This window comes from Kitasatospora sp. DSM 101779 (assembly GCF_025655475.1).
GTDB lineage: Bacteria > Actinomycetota > Actinomycetes > Streptomycetales > Streptomycetaceae > Kitasatospora.
In genome coordinates this window covers 511,739-525,778 of the sequence record NZ_JAHTIK010000001.1, presented here as the reverse complement: position 1 = coordinate 525,778, position 14,040 = coordinate 511,739, and the positions used below count along the sequence as shown (strand labels likewise).

The following is a 14,040-nucleotide window of genomic DNA, read 5'->3' as shown; positions in this document are numbered from 1 at the left end:
GCCCACCGGCCGACGGCCGCGGTGAGCGCGGCGAGGACCGCGACCGCCGTCACGGGTGGTCGTCCGGCGCCCGGCCGGCCAGTGCCTCGCGCAACAGCGCGGCCTGGCCCTCGTCCATGCCGTCGACGAACAGCAGCAGGGCGGCCCGCGGGTCCGCCGCCCCGCCCAGCACCTCGCGCATCACTTCGGCGGTGTAGGCCTCGCGGGAGCGCACCGGCTCGTAGACCCAGGCCCGGCCCTGCTTGGCGCGGTGCAGGTAACCCTTGCGGAACAGGATGTCGGCGACCGTGTTGACGGTCGTGTACGCCACCGGACGCACCGCGTTCAGGTCCTCGACCACCTCACGGACCGTGGCCGGTCTGCCCCAGGACCACAGCCGTTCCATGATCTCGGCCTCCAGCTGACCGAATCCGCGCATCGAGCCACCGGAACCCTTCACCGCACCCGCACCGCCATCACGACGCTGCACAGGGTGCCAGGCCCGGGCCCGCCCGCCAACTCCCGACCTGCGGGAACACCGCGATCGGGGGACACCCGCGACCGCGACGGGCGGGTCAGGTGCGCGCCGTGGGAGCACGGCCGGTGGCGAGGGCGAGTGCCAGGGCCACGACGGCCAGCCCGGCGGCCACGGCGAAGGTGGTGTGCAGGGCGGCGGCAACGGCGGCCGGCCGCGCGGCGGTCAGGTCGCCGCTGCCCGTGGCGGCGGCGAAGACGGCACCCATCACGGCGGTGCCGGTGATCAGGCCGAGGTTGCGCGACAGGTTGAGCACACCGGACACCACGCCCCGGCGGTCCGGCGGGACGTCCGCCATCACGCCGGTGTTGTTGGCCGTCTGGAACATCGCGTAACCGACCGTCAGGAGCACGACGGGGACGAGGTAGCCCGGTGTGCCGAGGCCCGTCGGCGCCGCGCACAGGGCGAGACAGCCGGCCGTGACCGCCACCAGCCCGGCCGCGGTCGTCCGCCGGGTGCCGATCCGGTCCACGATCCGTCCCGCCGGCACCCCGGTCACCGCGGTGACCAGCGGTCCGACCGACATCACCAGCCCGACGCCGGCCGCCGGGAGCCCCAGCGAGCGGGACAGGTAGAACGGCCCGACCACCAGCGTCGCCATCATCACCGTCGACACCAGCGCGCTCATGGCGAGGCTCGCGCTCAGCGCGCCGTCCCGGAACAGCGCCGGCCGGACCAGCGGTGCGGCCGACCGACGCTCGACCAGCACGAAGAGCACCGCACCGAGGCCGGCGGCCCCGAGCAGGCCGAGCCCGAGCGTCCCGAACCGGCTGCGCCCGACCGTCACGGCCAGCGCGTACGCGGCAAGGGCCAGCGCCAGCAGCAGGGTGCCGGCCAGGTCCGGGCGCGGGCGCCCGGACGCCCCGCCGCGATGCGCGGCCGGGCGGTCCGGCGGCAGGTGACGGTGCGCCAGCAGCAGGGCGAGGCCGGCGAGCGGCACCATGGCCAGGAAGACCGCCCGCCATCCCGGGCCCGCGATCAGCAGACCGCCGAGCGAAGGCCCGAGCGCGGTGCCGACCGCCGACATCGTGCCGAGCAGTCCCATTGCGCGCCCGGTCCGCTCCTTCGACACCGTCTCGCCGACGAAGGCCATGGTGAGCGCCATCATGACGGCCGCCCCCAGGCCCTGTGCCGCCCGTGCGGCGATCAGTACCCAGAGCACGGGCGCGGTGCCGCACAGCAGCGACGCCGCCGTGAAGAGCAGGATCCCGCCGAGCAGCAGCCGGCGGCGGCCGACGAGGTCGCCCAGCCGGCCGGCGCCGACGATCGTGGTCGTGGTCGCGAGCAGGAAGGCCAGCACGACCCACTGCACCGCGGCGAACGGCGCCGAGAACGCCCCGGCCAGGGTGGGCAGGGCGACATTGGCGATGCTGATGCCCAAAGAGGGCAGCAGCATCGACAGCGAGAGCGCCGCGAGCGCCGGGCGGGCGGACGTCGCCGCCGGTGCGGGCGCCGTCCCGGGGGCGGTGGTAGTGGTAGCGGAAGCTGCGGGGTTCACCGGGCGGCGTCCTTTCCGGACAAGGAGCCGGACGCGGAGCCGGACGCGGAGTCGGACAGGGCGTCGGACGGGGAGGCGACGGCTGATCCGCGGCGGACGGCGACCAGGACGGCGTCGTGCACCGTGACGGGCCGGCCCGTGCGGTCCTCCGCACGGCGCGGACGGGTCCGTGCCGTCCGCACCTGCCAGTCGGCCGGGTCGAGGCCGGCGGCGGCCTCCTCCGGGGTGAAGAGCATCTCCGGGAGCAGCCGCGGCCCGCCGCCGCCCGCCAGGTCGCGCGGATGGTGACCGACGATCAGCAGCGTCCCGCCCGGTGCCACCGCGGCGGCGAGGCCCGCGAACAGCGCCGGCCGGGCCTCGACGGGCAGGTGCAGGTACTGCGCGCTGACCAGCTCGAACCCGGCGCCGGCGGGCGGCCGTTCACCGAGGTCGGCACGGAGCCAGGTGATCCGGTCGGCGAGCTGCGGGTCGGCGGCCGCGGCCCGGGCGGCGGCCCGATCCAGCGCGGTCGCGGCGAGGTCGGCGGCGGTGACCCGCCAGCCCCGGCCGGCGAGCCAGAGCGCGTCGGCGCCCTCGCCGCAGCCCGCGTCCAGCGCCCGTCCGGGGGCCAGGACGGCGGCCTCGGCCACCAGTTGCGGATTGGGCCGTCCGCTCCACAGCGCGGACCGGGTGCGGTACCGCTCCTCCCAGGCCTCGCGGTCGAAGCCGGCGGCGACCCCTGCGGGTCCGTCGATGTCCTTGATCTCGTCCATGGGGCCGAGACTGGCGCCGGCCGCGCCGAACCGGCAACCATCGTTGCCGTTTCCGGGACGCCCGCGGTGGAATGGCCCCATGGACCACACCCCGGCCGTCGCCGCCGCCCTCGCCGAGGTCGGCCCCCGGCTCCGACTCCTGCGCACCCGGCGCGGCCTCTCCCTGGCCGCCCTTGCCGAAGCCACCGGCATCTCCAAGAGCACGCTGTCCCGTCTGGAATCGGGACAGCGCCGCCCCAGCCTGGAACTGCTGCTGCCGATCGCCCAGGCGCACCGCGTCGCCCTGGACGAGCTGGTCGGCGCCCCGGAGACCGGCGACCCCCGGGTCCGGCTGCGCCCCCGGCAGGTCAACGGCCGGACCGTCCTGCCGCTGACCCGGCAGCCCGGCACGCTGCAGGCCTGGAAGGTGATCGTGCCGGCCGCCCAGAGCGAGCCGCAGCCGCGCGTCCACGAGGGCTACGAGTGGCTCTACGTGCTCTCCGGGCGGCTGCGCCTGGTGATCGGGGACCGCGAGACCGTCCTCAACACCGGCGAGGCCGCCGAGTTCGACACCCGGCTGCCGCACTGGTTCGGCAGCACCGGCGAACACCCGGTCGAGATCCTCAGCATCCTCGGCCGGCAGGGCGAGCGGATGCACGTCCGCGCGCGGCCCCGCCACGCAGGGGTGGACGGCGCCGGGGACTGAGCCGCGGACTGCGGCTCAGCCCCACCCGTGCGACCGACCGGTGCCGCCGAGGCCGCCGGCGAACAGGCCGACCTCGGTGCCGCAGCACAGGAACCGCCGCCGGCGCCGGGCCGCGGTCATGGTGCTCGAGGTCTCGGCGTCGTCGGTGCGGCAGGCTGCCGCCCAACAGCCGGTACCGGTCCTTCGGGTCCCGCAGGAGAGGCGCGCGGAACAGTGCGTCGTCACACACCGTCCGAGGAGGTCAGGCCGGTGGTGAGGACGCTCTCGTCCGACAGGTCGACGATCGCGAAGGCGGAGGGGAGCCGGCGGTCGGCCGGGCCGAACCGCAGGTCGACCAGCCGGTGTCGGTAGCGGGGGCTGTGCAGGTCGACCTCCGCCAGCACCTGGCCGGCTCCCGAGTCGATGTCCACCCCGGCGGCCGCCAGCAGTCGGCTGTCGCGGACGAGGTCCCGAGCCCGGCGCTGCTCCTCCTCCGCCAGGGCCGGCGGATGCCGGCCGGTCGCCACCTCCAGCACCCGCCCCGCGGCGAGGTCGACGGTGACCTCCACCGCCACGCCGTCCGCATAGTCGTAGACGACGACCAGGGGATGCGTACGGTGCCGCCCGGCCACTGCCGTGTACACCCCGAGCACCCGGTGACGCCCGCGCTCGACGGTGCGCCGCACCTCTGGGTCGGCGAGGGCGAGTTCGGCCGCCCGCCCGCGCTCGTCCGCGGTCAGCCCCGGCCCGGCCGGCTCCGCGCCGAACCGCCGGACAGGGGCCACCGGCGTCAGCAGGCCCCGATGGTCGCGGGCGTCCTCCTGCGGCGGACCGGCCGGGGGTGGGGGCCCGCCGGGCTCCGGCCGGATCGGTCCGGGCCCGGACACGACGGATTCCTCGCACATGGCTGCGCCCTCCGTACCGCGTGCGCATGTCGGCCGCTGCCTTCCGGCTGCCGGGCGGACGGGCCCGGTGCGACCGCCGGTCGGGGCGGCGGGGAGGGAAGGGCGGCCGGTCCTCACTCCATCCTGAACTCCTGGCCGGGGCGCGGCAACCAGGTCACCGGCCGCGACCCCGGGCCTGCCGGCGACGGGTCACCGTGCGTCAACCCGGCCGCGGGACGGGGATCCTGGACCTGCGGCGCGCCACCGGACGGCGGCCGTCGGCACCGGCCCGGCACGGCTGCCGGTCACCCGCAGTGGCGACCTCCGCCCGCGCCGGCCCGTCCGAGGTCGCTCTCCGTGCACCCTCCGACCGTCGGCCCCTGGCCGTCACGCCGTCCAGGTGCGGGTGCACAGGACGAGGCGGTAGCCGTCCGGATCGGCGACGGTCACGCCGTGCTCGTCCCAGTACGGGTTGTGGGCCGGCACCCGTGCGCCGCCGTGGGTGGTCAGCCGGTCGACCAGAGCCTCGTCCACCGGGGCGCCGAGGTAGAGGACGAGCAGGTCGTCGTCGGTCGGCGCGGGCACCACCGGCTGCTCGGGGTCGCGGGTGAGCTCCAGATGCCAGTCGGCACCGGGCAGGCCGACCATGAGCAGGTCGTGCTCGCCGGCCACGTGCTCGGTGGTGCGCCACAGCACCGCCATCCCGAGCCCGCCCACCCAGAACCGTTCGGCGGCGGCGAGGTCGAGGGACGGACGGGCGATCCGGATGCGGACGGAGGGCTCGATCACGCCGACCGCTCCAGCGCCGCACGCCACACCGGGCTGTCGACGTAGTGGTTGTCGTACTGCTCGGAGGAGGCCGCGATCTCGGCCGGGTCCGCCTCGCCGCGCATCACCCGCCCCAGCAGCCGCAGGTAGTCGAAGCGCCCCATGCCCGGGGTGAACACGAACAGCACGTCGGCCTCCTCGCCGGGGGCCGCCGCGAAGGCGTGCGGGGTGTGCGGCGGCACCGCGAGGAAGTCGCCCGCGCCGAGGACGCTCACCTCCTCGCCGACCAGCACCTGGAGGGAGCCGCTGATCACGAAGAAAAGCTCCCAGGCCTTGGTGTGGAAGTGCGCCGGTGCGCCCGCCGCCCCCGCGGCGAAGCTGGAACGGTAGCTGGTGAACCCGCCGGCGCTGTCGGCCGAGTCGGCCAGCAGCGTCATCACGCTGCTCGGGTCCGTGCAGGTCTCGGCCGTGGCGCACCGGGTGAGCACGGGCGTGAGCAGCTCGCCGAGGGTGGTACCGGTGTTCTGATCCGTCGTCATGACGATCACTGTAGCGAGGCAAAGGCCCGCCGGCACGGGGCAATTGACTGCCATGATCTTGGGCCACTTGCGGACGGCCGGAATGCACCCGGCCAGGCGTGACCTCGCCTCAGGTCGCGGGTGCCGGCACGGGGACGGGCGCGGACCGTCCGGGCCGGGGCGGTGACCAGCAGGTACTGGGCGGTCGGGTGGACGGCCATCAGCAGGGCAGCAGGGCCGCGTTCGCCGCCGCCCGGCCAGCCGGTTACAGCACGGGCACCGGGCCGCGACCGGCCGCCCCGGCGAATGCGCTGCGGCGTACGAAGGCCGTCAGGCAGGCGCGTTGCAGGCCGAGGAAGCAGCCGTGCCCGCCGCGAAGGCGGCCCTGCCCGGCACCAGCAGCGCCGCGTCGCCCGCCGCGGCCGGCGCCAGCCCGACCAGGACGGCCGGCTCCCGCCGCCCTGCGGCGCGCCACAACAGAACGGCCGGCGCGGGTGCCAGCAGCGGCCAGGCGATCCGCTCCAGGGCGGGCAGGCGCAGCACGACACCCGCCGGGTCGCGCGCGGCGGGCGCCCGGAACACGGCCGCCGCTCAGACCTCCGGGTTCGGCGACCAGCCGGGCGGGCCGAACACATGGCCGGCGCGGTCGCGCCATCGGGTCGCACCCCTGACGTCCCGCCAAGCGGCGGCGTACTCGTGGAATGCCACCCGCAGCGGGTTGAAGGTGGCGATGTTCTTCGTCAAGCCGTACACCACCCGCTCGCCCTCGGGCTCGAAGGTGCCGAACAACCGGTCCCAGACGATCAGGATGCCGCCGTAGTTGCGGTCCAGGTACACCTGGTTGGAGCCGTGGTGCACCCGGTGGTGCGACGGCGTGTTGAACACCCACTCGACCGGCCGCCAGAGCCTCTCCACCCGCTCGGTGTGCAGGAAGAACTGGTAGATCAGGCTGACCGACTGCTGCAGAAGGATCATCCACGGCGGGATGCCGAGCGCCGCGAGCGGCAGCCAGAACGGCAGCGAGGTCATCGGCGTCCAGCTCTGCCGCAGCGCCGTCGACAGGTTGTACCGGACGCTGGAGTGGTGCACCACGTGGCTCGCCCACAGCACCCGCACCCGGTGGTGCGCCCGGTGGAAGGCGTAGTACGCCAGGTCGTCGGCGAAGAACAGGACCAGCCAGGTCCAGGCCGACGAGGCGGACAGGTGCCAGGGCGCGAGCATGTAGAGCCCGGCGTACGCCAGCACCGCGAAGGCCTTCCACGGCAGGCCGACCACCTGGCTTCCTGCGCCCATCGACAGCGAGGTCGCGGTGTCGCGGACCTCGTAGCCGTACTCGTCGTCGTCGGGCAGGAAGCGGTACGACAGGGCCTCGACGACCACCAGCAGCACGAAGGCGGGTATCGCGTAGAACACCGCGGGGATCATTTCGCCGCCCCCCGCCCCGCGGCGGCGGACGGGGTTGCCTCCGGGCCCGGGGCCGCCTCCGCGGCGGGGGAGGGCACCGCGCGCGAGAGCAGCTCCCGGGCCGCCCGCTCGGCGGCCGCGGCCTCACCGGCGGCGATCAGCTCGGCGAGGCGCAAGTGCGCCGTCACGTCCAGCAGTTCGTCCGCGCGGTGCGCGGGCGGCACCTCGCCGACCGGCAGGGCGCCGCCGACCAGGCTGTTGAACGCCAGAAGGTAGGCGAGGTTCCCCGAGCCGGTGACGACCAGCCGCCACCAGGCGATGTCCGCGGCTCCCAGCGCGGCCAGATCCGGCCCGATCCGCCCGAACGCGGCCGCCGCGGCGGTGATCTCCGCGGCCTGCTCGGCCGAGCAGCGCTCGGCGCACAGCCGGGCGGCGTCCGCGCCGATGCAAGCCCGCATCTCCAGGGCGTCGCGCTGCAGCCCGGCGAGTGCGGGCGGCACCCGTGCACCGGCGGACGCCTGGAGCACCAGGTCCAGCCCGGCGGAGGTGCGCCAGTCCAGCACGCGGGTACGCCCGCCCTGGCTCACCTCCACCAGCCGGGCCTGCTGCAGGCGCTTGACCGCCTCGCGCACCGCATGCCGATTGACCCCGAACTCCGCCGCCAGCTCCCGCTCGGCCGTCAGCGCGCCGCCGGGCGGCAGCACGCCGTTCAGAATCCGCTCCTCCAGCAGCGAGAACAGCTGGTCCGAGACCGCTTCCCGCCGGATGGCCCGCTCCGTCATGGCGGTCAGCATGCACCCGGCAGGGCCACTGGTCAACTGGTTGGACCAGTTCGGTTCCCAAGGGGCGGCCGGCTCGTGCCAGCAGTACGACGTGGGTGCCACTTCGCGCCGGAAGCCCGGTGGACGAGGCCCTGGGCTTGACCGGCGCGCGGCGTCGGCCCCGCAGAGCAGATCCGGCGTGAGCCGGTCCCGATAGGGCTTGACCTGGAACTGCAGGGGCGGAGCCAGGTCGCCGAGGGACTCGCCGAATGCGCGCGGCGACTGCGCCGGTTCCCGAAAACCCGGAGTGCCGCATCGTCCCCGACGAGTCCGGGCGCCAGGGCGGCGCAGCCCCGGACGCCCACGTGCGGGTCCCCGAGCCACGGGCGGGTGTCCCCGTCGAGCCGGCCGATCGCGGTCAGAACCGTCGCCAGGTCGTAGGGGGAGCCGGAAGCCCGAGCCGTCGAAGCCAACCGTTCCAGCAGCCCCGGCCGCTGCGCCGATGCCGACGGATGCCTGGCCAGCGCTCCCACGGCCGCGGCAGCACACGCCCTGCGCCGGGTGGGCCCCGACGCCAGGCGCGGCAGCACCAGCCGCAGGATGCGCCTTCTTCAAGGCCGGCTTCGACGTGCTGCAGGACCCGGGCATGGTGCGGCTGCTCGGCGAGGTCGTCTCCGGCGCGCAGCGCGAGCCGGCCGTGGCGGAGGTGCTCCGGGATTTCACCGCCCGCCGCCGGGCCGCCCTGGGTGAACTCTTCGCCCGCGCCGCGGCCCGGGGCGTCCTGCGTCCCGGCGCCGACCCGGAGGTGCTGGTCGAACTCGGCTACGGCTTCCTCTGGTACCGGCTGCTGGTCGGCCACGCACCACTGGACGACACCGCGGCCGACACCCTCGCCGCCCACCTGGCCGCCGCCACCTGACTGCCGTCACCGCCGCCCTCCGGCCACACCCCGGGCCGGCCGTCCCTGTGACCGCTCGGCGCGGGGCCGCTACCAGGCGACCGGCAGCTCCTGCACCCCGTACACCACCATGTCGGCGCGGTAGCGCACCGACTCGTACGGCACGGCCAGCCGCAGGCCGGGCAGGCGGCGGAACAGCGTCTCCAGGGCGATCTGCAGTTCCGCCCGGGCCAGCGGCTGCCCGAGGCACTGGTGCACGCCGAAGCCGAACGCGAAGTGCCGGCGGGCATCCCGGCCCAGGTCGAGGCGGTCGCCGTCGGTGAAGACCGCCGCGTCCCGGTTGGCGGTCGAGACCATGCAGAGCACGCCCTCGCCTGCCCGGACCACCGTGCCGTCCAGGTCGACGTCCTCCACGGCCACCCGTGGGACGCCGAGGTGGACGACGCTCAGCCAGCGCAGCAGCTCCTCGACCGCGCCCTTCACCAGGCCCGGTTCCGCCCGCAGCCGGGCGGCCTGTTCCGGGTGGCGCAGCAGGGCGAGGGTGCCGAGCGCCGTCATGTTGGCGGTGGTCTCGTGGCCGGCGACCAGCAACAGCAGTCCGGTCGCCGCCGCCTCCTCGGGGGAGACGTCGGGGCGGGCGGCGAGCCGGCCGAGGAGGCTGTCGTCCGGCTCGCGCCGCTTGCGGCCGGTCAGTTCGGTGAGGTAGCCGGTGAGTTCGCGCTGTGCGGCGCCGACGCTCTCGGCAGGTGCGGCGATGTCCAGCAGGATGCCGCTGCGGCTCTGGAAGAAGCCGTGGTCCTCGTAGGGCACGCCGAGCAGGTGGCAGATGACCAGCGAGGGTACGGGCAGCGCGAACGCGGCGACGAGGTCGGCGGGGGAGCCCTCGGCCACCATCCGGTCCAGCGCGTCGTCGACGATCCGCTGGATCCGGGGGCGCATCGCCTCGACCCGCTTGACGATGAAGTCGCCGGTGAGCATGCGGCGTTGACGGGCGTGCTCGGCGCCGTCGAGGCGCAGGAACGAGGGCGTGGCCCGGTTCACCAGCTCGCGGCGGCCGGGGGAGAGGAACGGGAAGCCGGGGTGCCGGGCGTCGGCCGAGAAACGGTTGTCCGACAGCACGGTGCGGACCTGGGCGTGGCCGGTGACCAGCCAGCAGGAGGAGCCGTCCCACAGCGGGGCGCGGGTGACGGGGGCGGTGCGGTGGGCCTCCTCGTAGGCGGGTGGTGGGGCGAACGGGCAGCCGCCGCGGGCCGCGGGCAGCGCCGGCCCGCCGGAAAGGGCGGCATCGGCGGAACGGGCGGATTCGGTCGGGGTGGTGGTCATGCCGGTCCTTCCGCGTGGGGGTGGGGGGTCACTCGTCGAGCACGGTGATGGCACTTCCGGGGCAGAGCGCGGCGGCCAGCCGGACGGCGGCGCGCTCCTCCTCCGCCGGTCCGGGGCGGAGCAGCCGGACGAGCCCGTCCTCGTCGGACTGGTCGAAGACCGCGGGCGCGGTCAGCACGCACTGGCCCGAGCCGCAGCAGCGGTCCTGATCGACGGTCACCTGCATCGCGCGCCTCCAGCGGGAGCGGGAACGGTTGCCTCGGTCAACCGATAGCATGCCAACCAAGGGCGTGAGTACGTACCCGGAGAACTTTCGCGAACGTGTCCGATTCCGGGCGCCCCGTTTCGGCCGCTCCGGGAGGCGCCCGAAACCGGCCCCCGGTTCCGGCGGATGATCGTTCCCGGATCGACCGCAACAGCACCGCCGGCCGGCGGAGACGGCGGTCCGGGGTTTCGCCCGCGGGTCATTCCCCAGCACCGATCCACGAGGGTCCGCCCGACGGTTGACGCCGGCATTCGCCCGTCGCCGCGCTTCCGGTCGGCCTCCACCCCCACCCGATGCCGCGGATCCCGACCCCGACCCCCGGCCGCCGGGCCCGGGCGCGCCGGCGCCCCGGCCCGCCCCGACGCACCGGAGCCACCCGTGCCCCCACCCAGCACGGGCCGCGACCCGGTTCCTGCTGCCGCTGCTCCTCCTCCTCCTCGGCCTGCCGATCGGCGCCCTGCCCCAGACCGTCGCCCCGCCCCGCGTCGGCGCAGCGCATCCTGCCGGCCGGCCGGTCCGCCCGGCGCCGCCTTCCGCCGGTGGCCCGAGCCGGCGGCCGTCCCATACTGAAGAGACGGATCCTCGCCCGCCGCCGCACCCGGCGGCGGGGCCCGAAAGGACGGCACGATGTTCCAGGAACGACGGGAACGCCGGGAGGCCAACCGCGCCTTCGACCACGGCGACGGGGTGACCCGGTACCGCATGCAGCAGAAGATGGTCTCGATCGGCGACGACTACTGGATCGACAACGAGTCCGGTGACCACGTCTACAAGGTGGACGGCAAGGCGCTGCGCGCCCGCCGCACCTTCCACCTGGAGGACGGACAGGGCCACCGGGTCGCGACCGTCCAGAGCAGGCCGCTGCGGATCAAGGACTCGATGGCGATCGACGACGCCGAGGGCCACCGGGTCGCGATCGTCAAGAAGGCCGTGATCAGCCCCGTGCGCGACCGGTGGACGATCAAACAGGAGGACGGCGACGACCTCACCGTGGACGGCAACGTGGTCGACCACGAGTACACCATCGAGCGCGACGGCTACAAGATCGCCGAGGTCTCCAAGAAGTGGTTCCGCGTGCGGGACACCTACGCGGTGGACATCGGCCCGGACGCCGACCACACCACCGTCCTGGCGGCGGCCGTGGCCATCGACTCGATGGCCCACCCGGGCGACTGAGACCGGCACCGCGGCTCGAGGTCAGCCGGCCGCAGTGCCCTCGCCGAGAGCTCGGCGAGGGCACTGCGGCCGCCGGTCCACGTGCGGTCCTCGGTGCCGCCGGGGACCGGCGGCGGGAGGAGGCGGGTCAGAGGCCGTGGGCGGTGGGGTGCCGCGGCTCGTAGAGGGCGAGTTCCGCGCCGCTCGGGAGACGGATCGCCGCGAGCCGGCCCCAGCCCTGGTCGGTGGCCTCGCTGGCGATCCCGACGCCGCGGGCGCGCAGTTCGCCGAGCAGGACGTCGATGTCGTCGCACATCAGGTACAGCTCGTGCGAGGCCTCACCCGCCGTCGGGTGGACGGCCACCTCGGCCGGCGGAAGTTTGAAGATCAGCCAGCCGCCGCCCGCGTCGACCCCCGGGAAGCCGAGGACGTCCCGGACGAAGGCCCGGTCGGCCTCGGCGTCCTGGCTGTACAGGATGACGTGCGCCCCGCTGATGCCGCCGACCCCGCTGCTCATGTGCCGCCCTCGCTCCCGGATCCGGGCGCGGGACCGCGCCCGTCCGCATCTTCGCAGCGCAGCCGGCCGGCACCGGCGCCGGACACGCCGGCCGGGTGCCGACGTGCCGTCAGGCCGACTCGGCAGCCCCGGTGGTGGTACCGGGTTTCGGCTCGCGCCACAGCAGGGGCAGCGCGAGGGCCGCCACGACGGCGACCAGGCCGGCCAGTGCGATGGCCCGGCCGGTGCCGACGGCCCGGACCTGTCGGTAGGCGGCGGTGAGCGCGTCGCGGCTCGCTTGGTCGAGGGAGGATGTGATGCTGTCGGCGAGCTGCGAGTCGGTGACGGCGTCGCCCCGTTGTTGGGCGCCGGAGCCCGACAGTCCGGCCGCCTTCGCCCGGTCGCCGGCCTGGCCGGTTTTCACCGCCTGCTGCACGGCCACCATCACCGCGACGCCGAAGGCACCGCCGGGCATGCTGGTGACCTTGAACACGCCGGAGGCGGTGCCGGCGAGTTCCTCCGGCGGGCCGGCCACCGCGGTGTCGGAGAGCGGGATCGACATCAGGCCGAGGCCGGCCCCGAGGACCGGCAGGCCGAGGGCGAGCACCCAGGAGAGGCAGCGCCGGCCGATGATCGCGGTCACCAGCGTGCCCGCGCCGAGCAGCAGTACCCCGGCCGCCACCGGCAGCCGGGCGCCGCGCGGGGCGGAGACCCGGCCGCCGACCGGGTTGAGCAGCAGGATGGTGACGGTCGAGGGCAGCAGCAGGAGTCCGGCGGCGGCCGGACCGTAGCCGCGGACCTCCTGCAGGTGGAGCGTCAGCAGGAAGCTGACGCCGGCGAAGACGACGGTCATCACGGAGTCGTTGGCGACCAGGGCGCCGCAGAACAGGCGCGAGGAGAACAACCGGAGGTCGACCAGCGGAACTGTCCGCGCCCGGGCGGCCTGCTGGCGCGACACCCGCGGGCGGGCCGCCGCATCACCCGAACGCCGCCGGCACCGCCGGCCACGGGTGCGGGAACCCGAAGGCTCAGGTCAGGCAGCCCAGATGGGCCAGTGCCCGCTTGAGCAGCACACCCTGCCCGCCGGGCATCTCCTGCAACACGAGGTCCGACGCGGCCTCCTGCGGGCTGAACCACACCAGGTCCAGCGCGTCCTGGCGGGGCCTGCAGTCGCCGGACACCGGTACCACGTACGCCAGCGACACGGCGTGCTGCCGCGGGTCGTGGAAGGAGGTCACGCCCTGGGTAGGGAAGTACTCGGCGACCGTGAACGGCTGCAGCGAGGCGGGGATCCTCGGCAGCGCCACCGGGCCGAGGTCCTTCTCCAGGTGCCGCAGCAGCGCGTCGCGGACGCGCTCGTGGTACAGGACGCGTCCGGAGACCAGCGTCCGGCTGACCGTGCCGTCGGGCCCGATGCGCAACAGCAGCCCGATCTCGGTCACTTCGCCGGTGTCGTCGACGCGCACGGGCACCGCTTCGACGTACAGGATCGGCAGCCGGGCGCGGGCCGTCTCCAGCTCCTCGGGCGCGAGCCACCCCGGGTTGGTTTCCGTCATGTCAGCCATTGGCTGATCGTACGTTCCGCGGCGGGCCTGCGGGATCATCCTGCCGCTGCGGTCCGGAGAACTCTGCGTGTCGGGCCGTCGCGGGGCGATCCGTGGGGCCGTCAGGACATGGCCGCGGGCGCCCGGGACACCGTCGCGGGCCGCTCAGGCCGACCGGCGGCCGCGGCGCCGGGTGCGGAGCGCGAGGTAGCCGGTCAACGCGCCGAGGGTGACGCAGAGCGGCGAGTAGAGCGCCAGGTCCCAGTGCCGGAACCCGTCCGGGGCGTCGCCGAGGCCCAGCCCGGAGACCACCAGTCCGCCGGCGCCGCGCAGCGCGAGCACCCCGGAGACCGTCGACACGCCCCAGCGCACCAGCCGGGAGGCGCCGAGGGTGCTGTCCGGCCGGGCGGCGGTGACGACCAGCCAGGCCGCGGCGCCCAGCAGACCCGCGACCGCGACCGTCGCCGGTCCGGACGGCAGCTGCGACTCGTCCACCCCCACCACGACCGTCGCGAACTCGGCCCGCGACTCCAGCGGCCAGGGCGAGAACGTCCAGACGGCGTGCAGGACCGCGGCCCCGCACAGCCCCGCCGCCG

The 14,040-nt window shown here is 75.2% G+C and carries 18 protein-coding genes; 3 read left to right on the top strand and 15 right to left on the bottom strand.

Annotated features, from left to right (window positions below; translation table 11 throughout):
- Positions 1-49: 49 nt before the first annotated feature.
- The 3 genes from KSNIM_RS02460 to KSNIM_RS02450 all read right to left on the bottom strand — a co-directional run bounded on the left by KSNIM_RS02460 (position 50) and on the right by KSNIM_RS02450 (position 2,764).
- On the bottom strand, positions 50-418 hold the full coding sequence (locus KSNIM_RS02460) for a BlaI/MecI/CopY family transcriptional regulator (protein ID WP_263101539.1): 369 nt from the start codon (positions 416-418) through the stop codon (positions 50-52).
- Positions 419-554: 136 nt separating this feature from the next.
- Positions 555-2,012, bottom strand: coding sequence for an MFS transporter (locus KSNIM_RS02455; RefSeq protein WP_263101538.1), 1,458 nt, complete (start codon positions 2,010-2,012; stop codon positions 555-557).
- A complete protein-coding gene (locus KSNIM_RS02450) occupies positions 2,009-2,764 on the bottom strand; it encodes a class I SAM-dependent methyltransferase (RefSeq protein WP_263101537.1) in 756 nt (251 codons plus the stop codon). The genes KSNIM_RS02455 and KSNIM_RS02450 overlap by 4 nt, the downstream gene beginning before the upstream one ends.
- 79 nt (positions 2,765-2,843) lie before the next feature.
- Between KSNIM_RS02450 and KSNIM_RS02445 the strand changes: the two genes are divergently transcribed.
- Positions 2,844-3,449, top strand: a complete 606-nt coding sequence (locus KSNIM_RS02445) for a helix-turn-helix domain-containing protein (protein WP_263101535.1) — start codon at positions 2,844-2,846, stop codon at positions 3,447-3,449.
- A 221-nt stretch (positions 3,450-3,670) separates the two neighbouring features.
- On the opposite strand, the gene KSNIM_RS02440 is transcribed toward KSNIM_RS02445, so the two are convergent.
- The 6 genes from KSNIM_RS02440 to KSNIM_RS02415 form a co-directional block, all read right to left on the bottom strand.
- A complete protein-coding gene (locus KSNIM_RS02440; RefSeq protein WP_263101534.1) occupies positions 3,671-4,315 on the bottom strand; it encodes a hypothetical protein in 645 nt (214 codons plus the stop codon).
- Between the two features lie 384 nt (positions 4,316-4,699).
- Positions 4,700-5,101, bottom strand: a complete 402-nt coding sequence (locus tag KSNIM_RS02435; RefSeq protein ID WP_263101533.1) for a VOC family protein — start codon at positions 5,099-5,101, stop codon at positions 4,700-4,702.
- Positions 5,098-5,619 (bottom strand): cupin domain-containing protein, encoded by a 522-nt coding sequence (locus KSNIM_RS02430; RefSeq protein WP_263101532.1) that lies wholly within the window; start codon positions 5,617-5,619, stop codon positions 5,098-5,100. Before KSNIM_RS02430 ends, KSNIM_RS02435 begins: the two co-directional genes overlap by 4 nt.
- 309 nt (positions 5,620-5,928) lie before the next feature.
- On the bottom strand, positions 5,929-6,180 hold the full coding sequence (locus KSNIM_RS02425) for a hypothetical protein (RefSeq protein ID WP_263101531.1): 252 nt from the start codon (positions 6,178-6,180) through the stop codon (positions 5,929-5,931).
- Between the two features lie 9 nt (positions 6,181-6,189).
- On the bottom strand, positions 6,190-7,023 hold the full coding sequence (locus KSNIM_RS02420) for a sterol desaturase family protein (protein ID WP_263101530.1): 834 nt from the start codon (positions 7,021-7,023) through the stop codon (positions 6,190-6,192).
- Positions 7,020-7,784 (bottom strand): FadR/GntR family transcriptional regulator, encoded by a 765-nt coding sequence (locus KSNIM_RS02415; protein ID WP_263101529.1) that lies wholly within the window; start codon positions 7,782-7,784, stop codon positions 7,020-7,022. Before KSNIM_RS02415 ends, KSNIM_RS02420 begins: the two co-directional genes overlap by 4 nt.
- Before the next feature lie 481 nt (positions 7,785-8,265).
- On the opposite strand from KSNIM_RS02415, the gene KSNIM_RS02410 reads away from it, so the two are divergent.
- Positions 8,266-8,682: a TetR-like C-terminal domain-containing protein gene (locus KSNIM_RS02410; protein WP_263101528.1), complete on the top strand. Its 417-nt coding sequence runs from the start codon at positions 8,266-8,268 to the stop codon at positions 8,680-8,682.
- Positions 8,683-8,751: 69 nt separating this feature from the next.
- Here the strand turns inward: KSNIM_RS02410 and KSNIM_RS02405 are convergent, their stop codons facing one another.
- A complete protein-coding gene (locus tag KSNIM_RS02405; RefSeq protein ID WP_263101527.1) occupies positions 8,752-9,984 on the bottom strand; it encodes a cytochrome P450 in 1,233 nt (410 codons plus the stop codon).
- Between the two features lie 28 nt (positions 9,985-10,012).
- Entirely contained in the window at positions 10,013-10,204 is a 192-nt protein-coding gene (locus KSNIM_RS02400) for a ferredoxin (RefSeq protein ID WP_411543644.1), read from the bottom strand.
- A 672-nt stretch (positions 10,205-10,876) separates the two neighbouring features.
- Between KSNIM_RS02400 and KSNIM_RS02395 the strand changes: the two genes are divergently transcribed.
- Positions 10,877-11,425 (top strand): LURP-one-related/scramblase family protein, encoded by a 549-nt coding sequence (locus KSNIM_RS02395; RefSeq protein ID WP_263101525.1) that lies wholly within the window; start codon positions 10,877-10,879, stop codon positions 11,423-11,425.
- Between the two features lie 127 nt (positions 11,426-11,552).
- Here the strand turns inward: KSNIM_RS02395 and KSNIM_RS02390 are convergent, their stop codons facing one another.
- From KSNIM_RS02390 to KSNIM_RS02375, 4 genes are all read right to left on the bottom strand, one after another.
- On the bottom strand, positions 11,553-11,921 hold the full coding sequence (locus tag KSNIM_RS02390) for a VOC family protein (RefSeq protein WP_263101524.1): 369 nt from the start codon (positions 11,919-11,921) through the stop codon (positions 11,553-11,555).
- Between the two features lie 109 nt (positions 11,922-12,030).
- Positions 12,031-12,858, bottom strand: a complete 828-nt coding sequence (locus KSNIM_RS02385; protein WP_263101523.1) for an MFS transporter — start codon at positions 12,856-12,858, stop codon at positions 12,031-12,033.
- A gap of 70 nt (positions 12,859-12,928) precedes the next feature.
- Positions 12,929-13,456: an NUDIX hydrolase family protein gene (locus tag KSNIM_RS02380; protein ID WP_263107802.1), complete on the bottom strand. Its 528-nt coding sequence runs from the start codon at positions 13,454-13,456 to the stop codon at positions 12,929-12,931.
- 153 nt (positions 13,457-13,609) lie between these two features.
- Positions 13,610-14,040, bottom strand: a 431-nt coding sequence (locus tag KSNIM_RS02375; protein WP_263101522.1) for a DUF3995 domain-containing protein, incomplete at its 5' end; no start/stop codon positions are given.

What these genes read in the sequence shown, in the direction of transcription:
- KSNIM_RS02460 (WP_263101539.1), bottom strand. Translation starts at nt 418, where the DNA reads ATGCGCGGATTCGGTCAGCTGGAGGCCGAGATCATGGAACGGCTGTGG.
- KSNIM_RS02450 (WP_263101537.1), bottom strand. Translation starts at nt 2,764, where the DNA reads ATGGACGAGATCAAGGACATCGACGGACCCGCAGGGGTCGCCGCCGGC.
- KSNIM_RS02445 (WP_263101535.1), top strand. Translation starts at nt 2,844, where the DNA reads ATGGACCACACCCCGGCCGTCGCCGCCGCCCTCGCCGAGGTCGGCCCC.
- KSNIM_RS02430 (WP_263101532.1), bottom strand. Translation starts at nt 5,619, where the DNA reads ATGACGACGGATCAGAACACCGGTACCACCCTCGGCGAGCTGCTCACG.
- KSNIM_RS02420 (WP_263101530.1), bottom strand. Translation starts at nt 7,023, where the DNA reads ATGATCCCCGCGGTGTTCTACGCGATACCCGCCTTCGTGCTGCTGGTG.
- KSNIM_RS02415 (WP_263101529.1), bottom strand. Translation starts at nt 7,784, where the DNA reads ATGACGGAGCGGGCCATCCGGCGGGAAGCGGTCTCGGACCAGCTGTTC.
- KSNIM_RS02410 (WP_263101528.1), top strand. Translation starts at nt 8,266, where the DNA reads ATGCCGACGGATGCCTGGCCAGCGCTCCCACGGCCGCGGCAGCACACG.
- KSNIM_RS02405 (WP_263101527.1), bottom strand. Translation starts at nt 9,984, where the DNA reads ATGACCACCACCCCGACCGAATCCGCCCGTTCCGCCGATGCCGCCCTT.
- KSNIM_RS02395 (WP_263101525.1), top strand. Translation starts at nt 10,877, where the DNA reads ATGTTCCAGGAACGACGGGAACGCCGGGAGGCCAACCGCGCCTTCGAC.
- KSNIM_RS02390 (WP_263101524.1), bottom strand. Translation starts at nt 11,921, where the DNA reads ATGAGCAGCGGGGTCGGCGGCATCAGCGGGGCGCACGTCATCCTGTAC.
- KSNIM_RS02380 (WP_263107802.1), bottom strand. Translation starts at nt 13,456, where the DNA reads ATGACGGAAACCAACCCGGGGTGGCTCGCGCCCGAGGAGCTGGAGACG.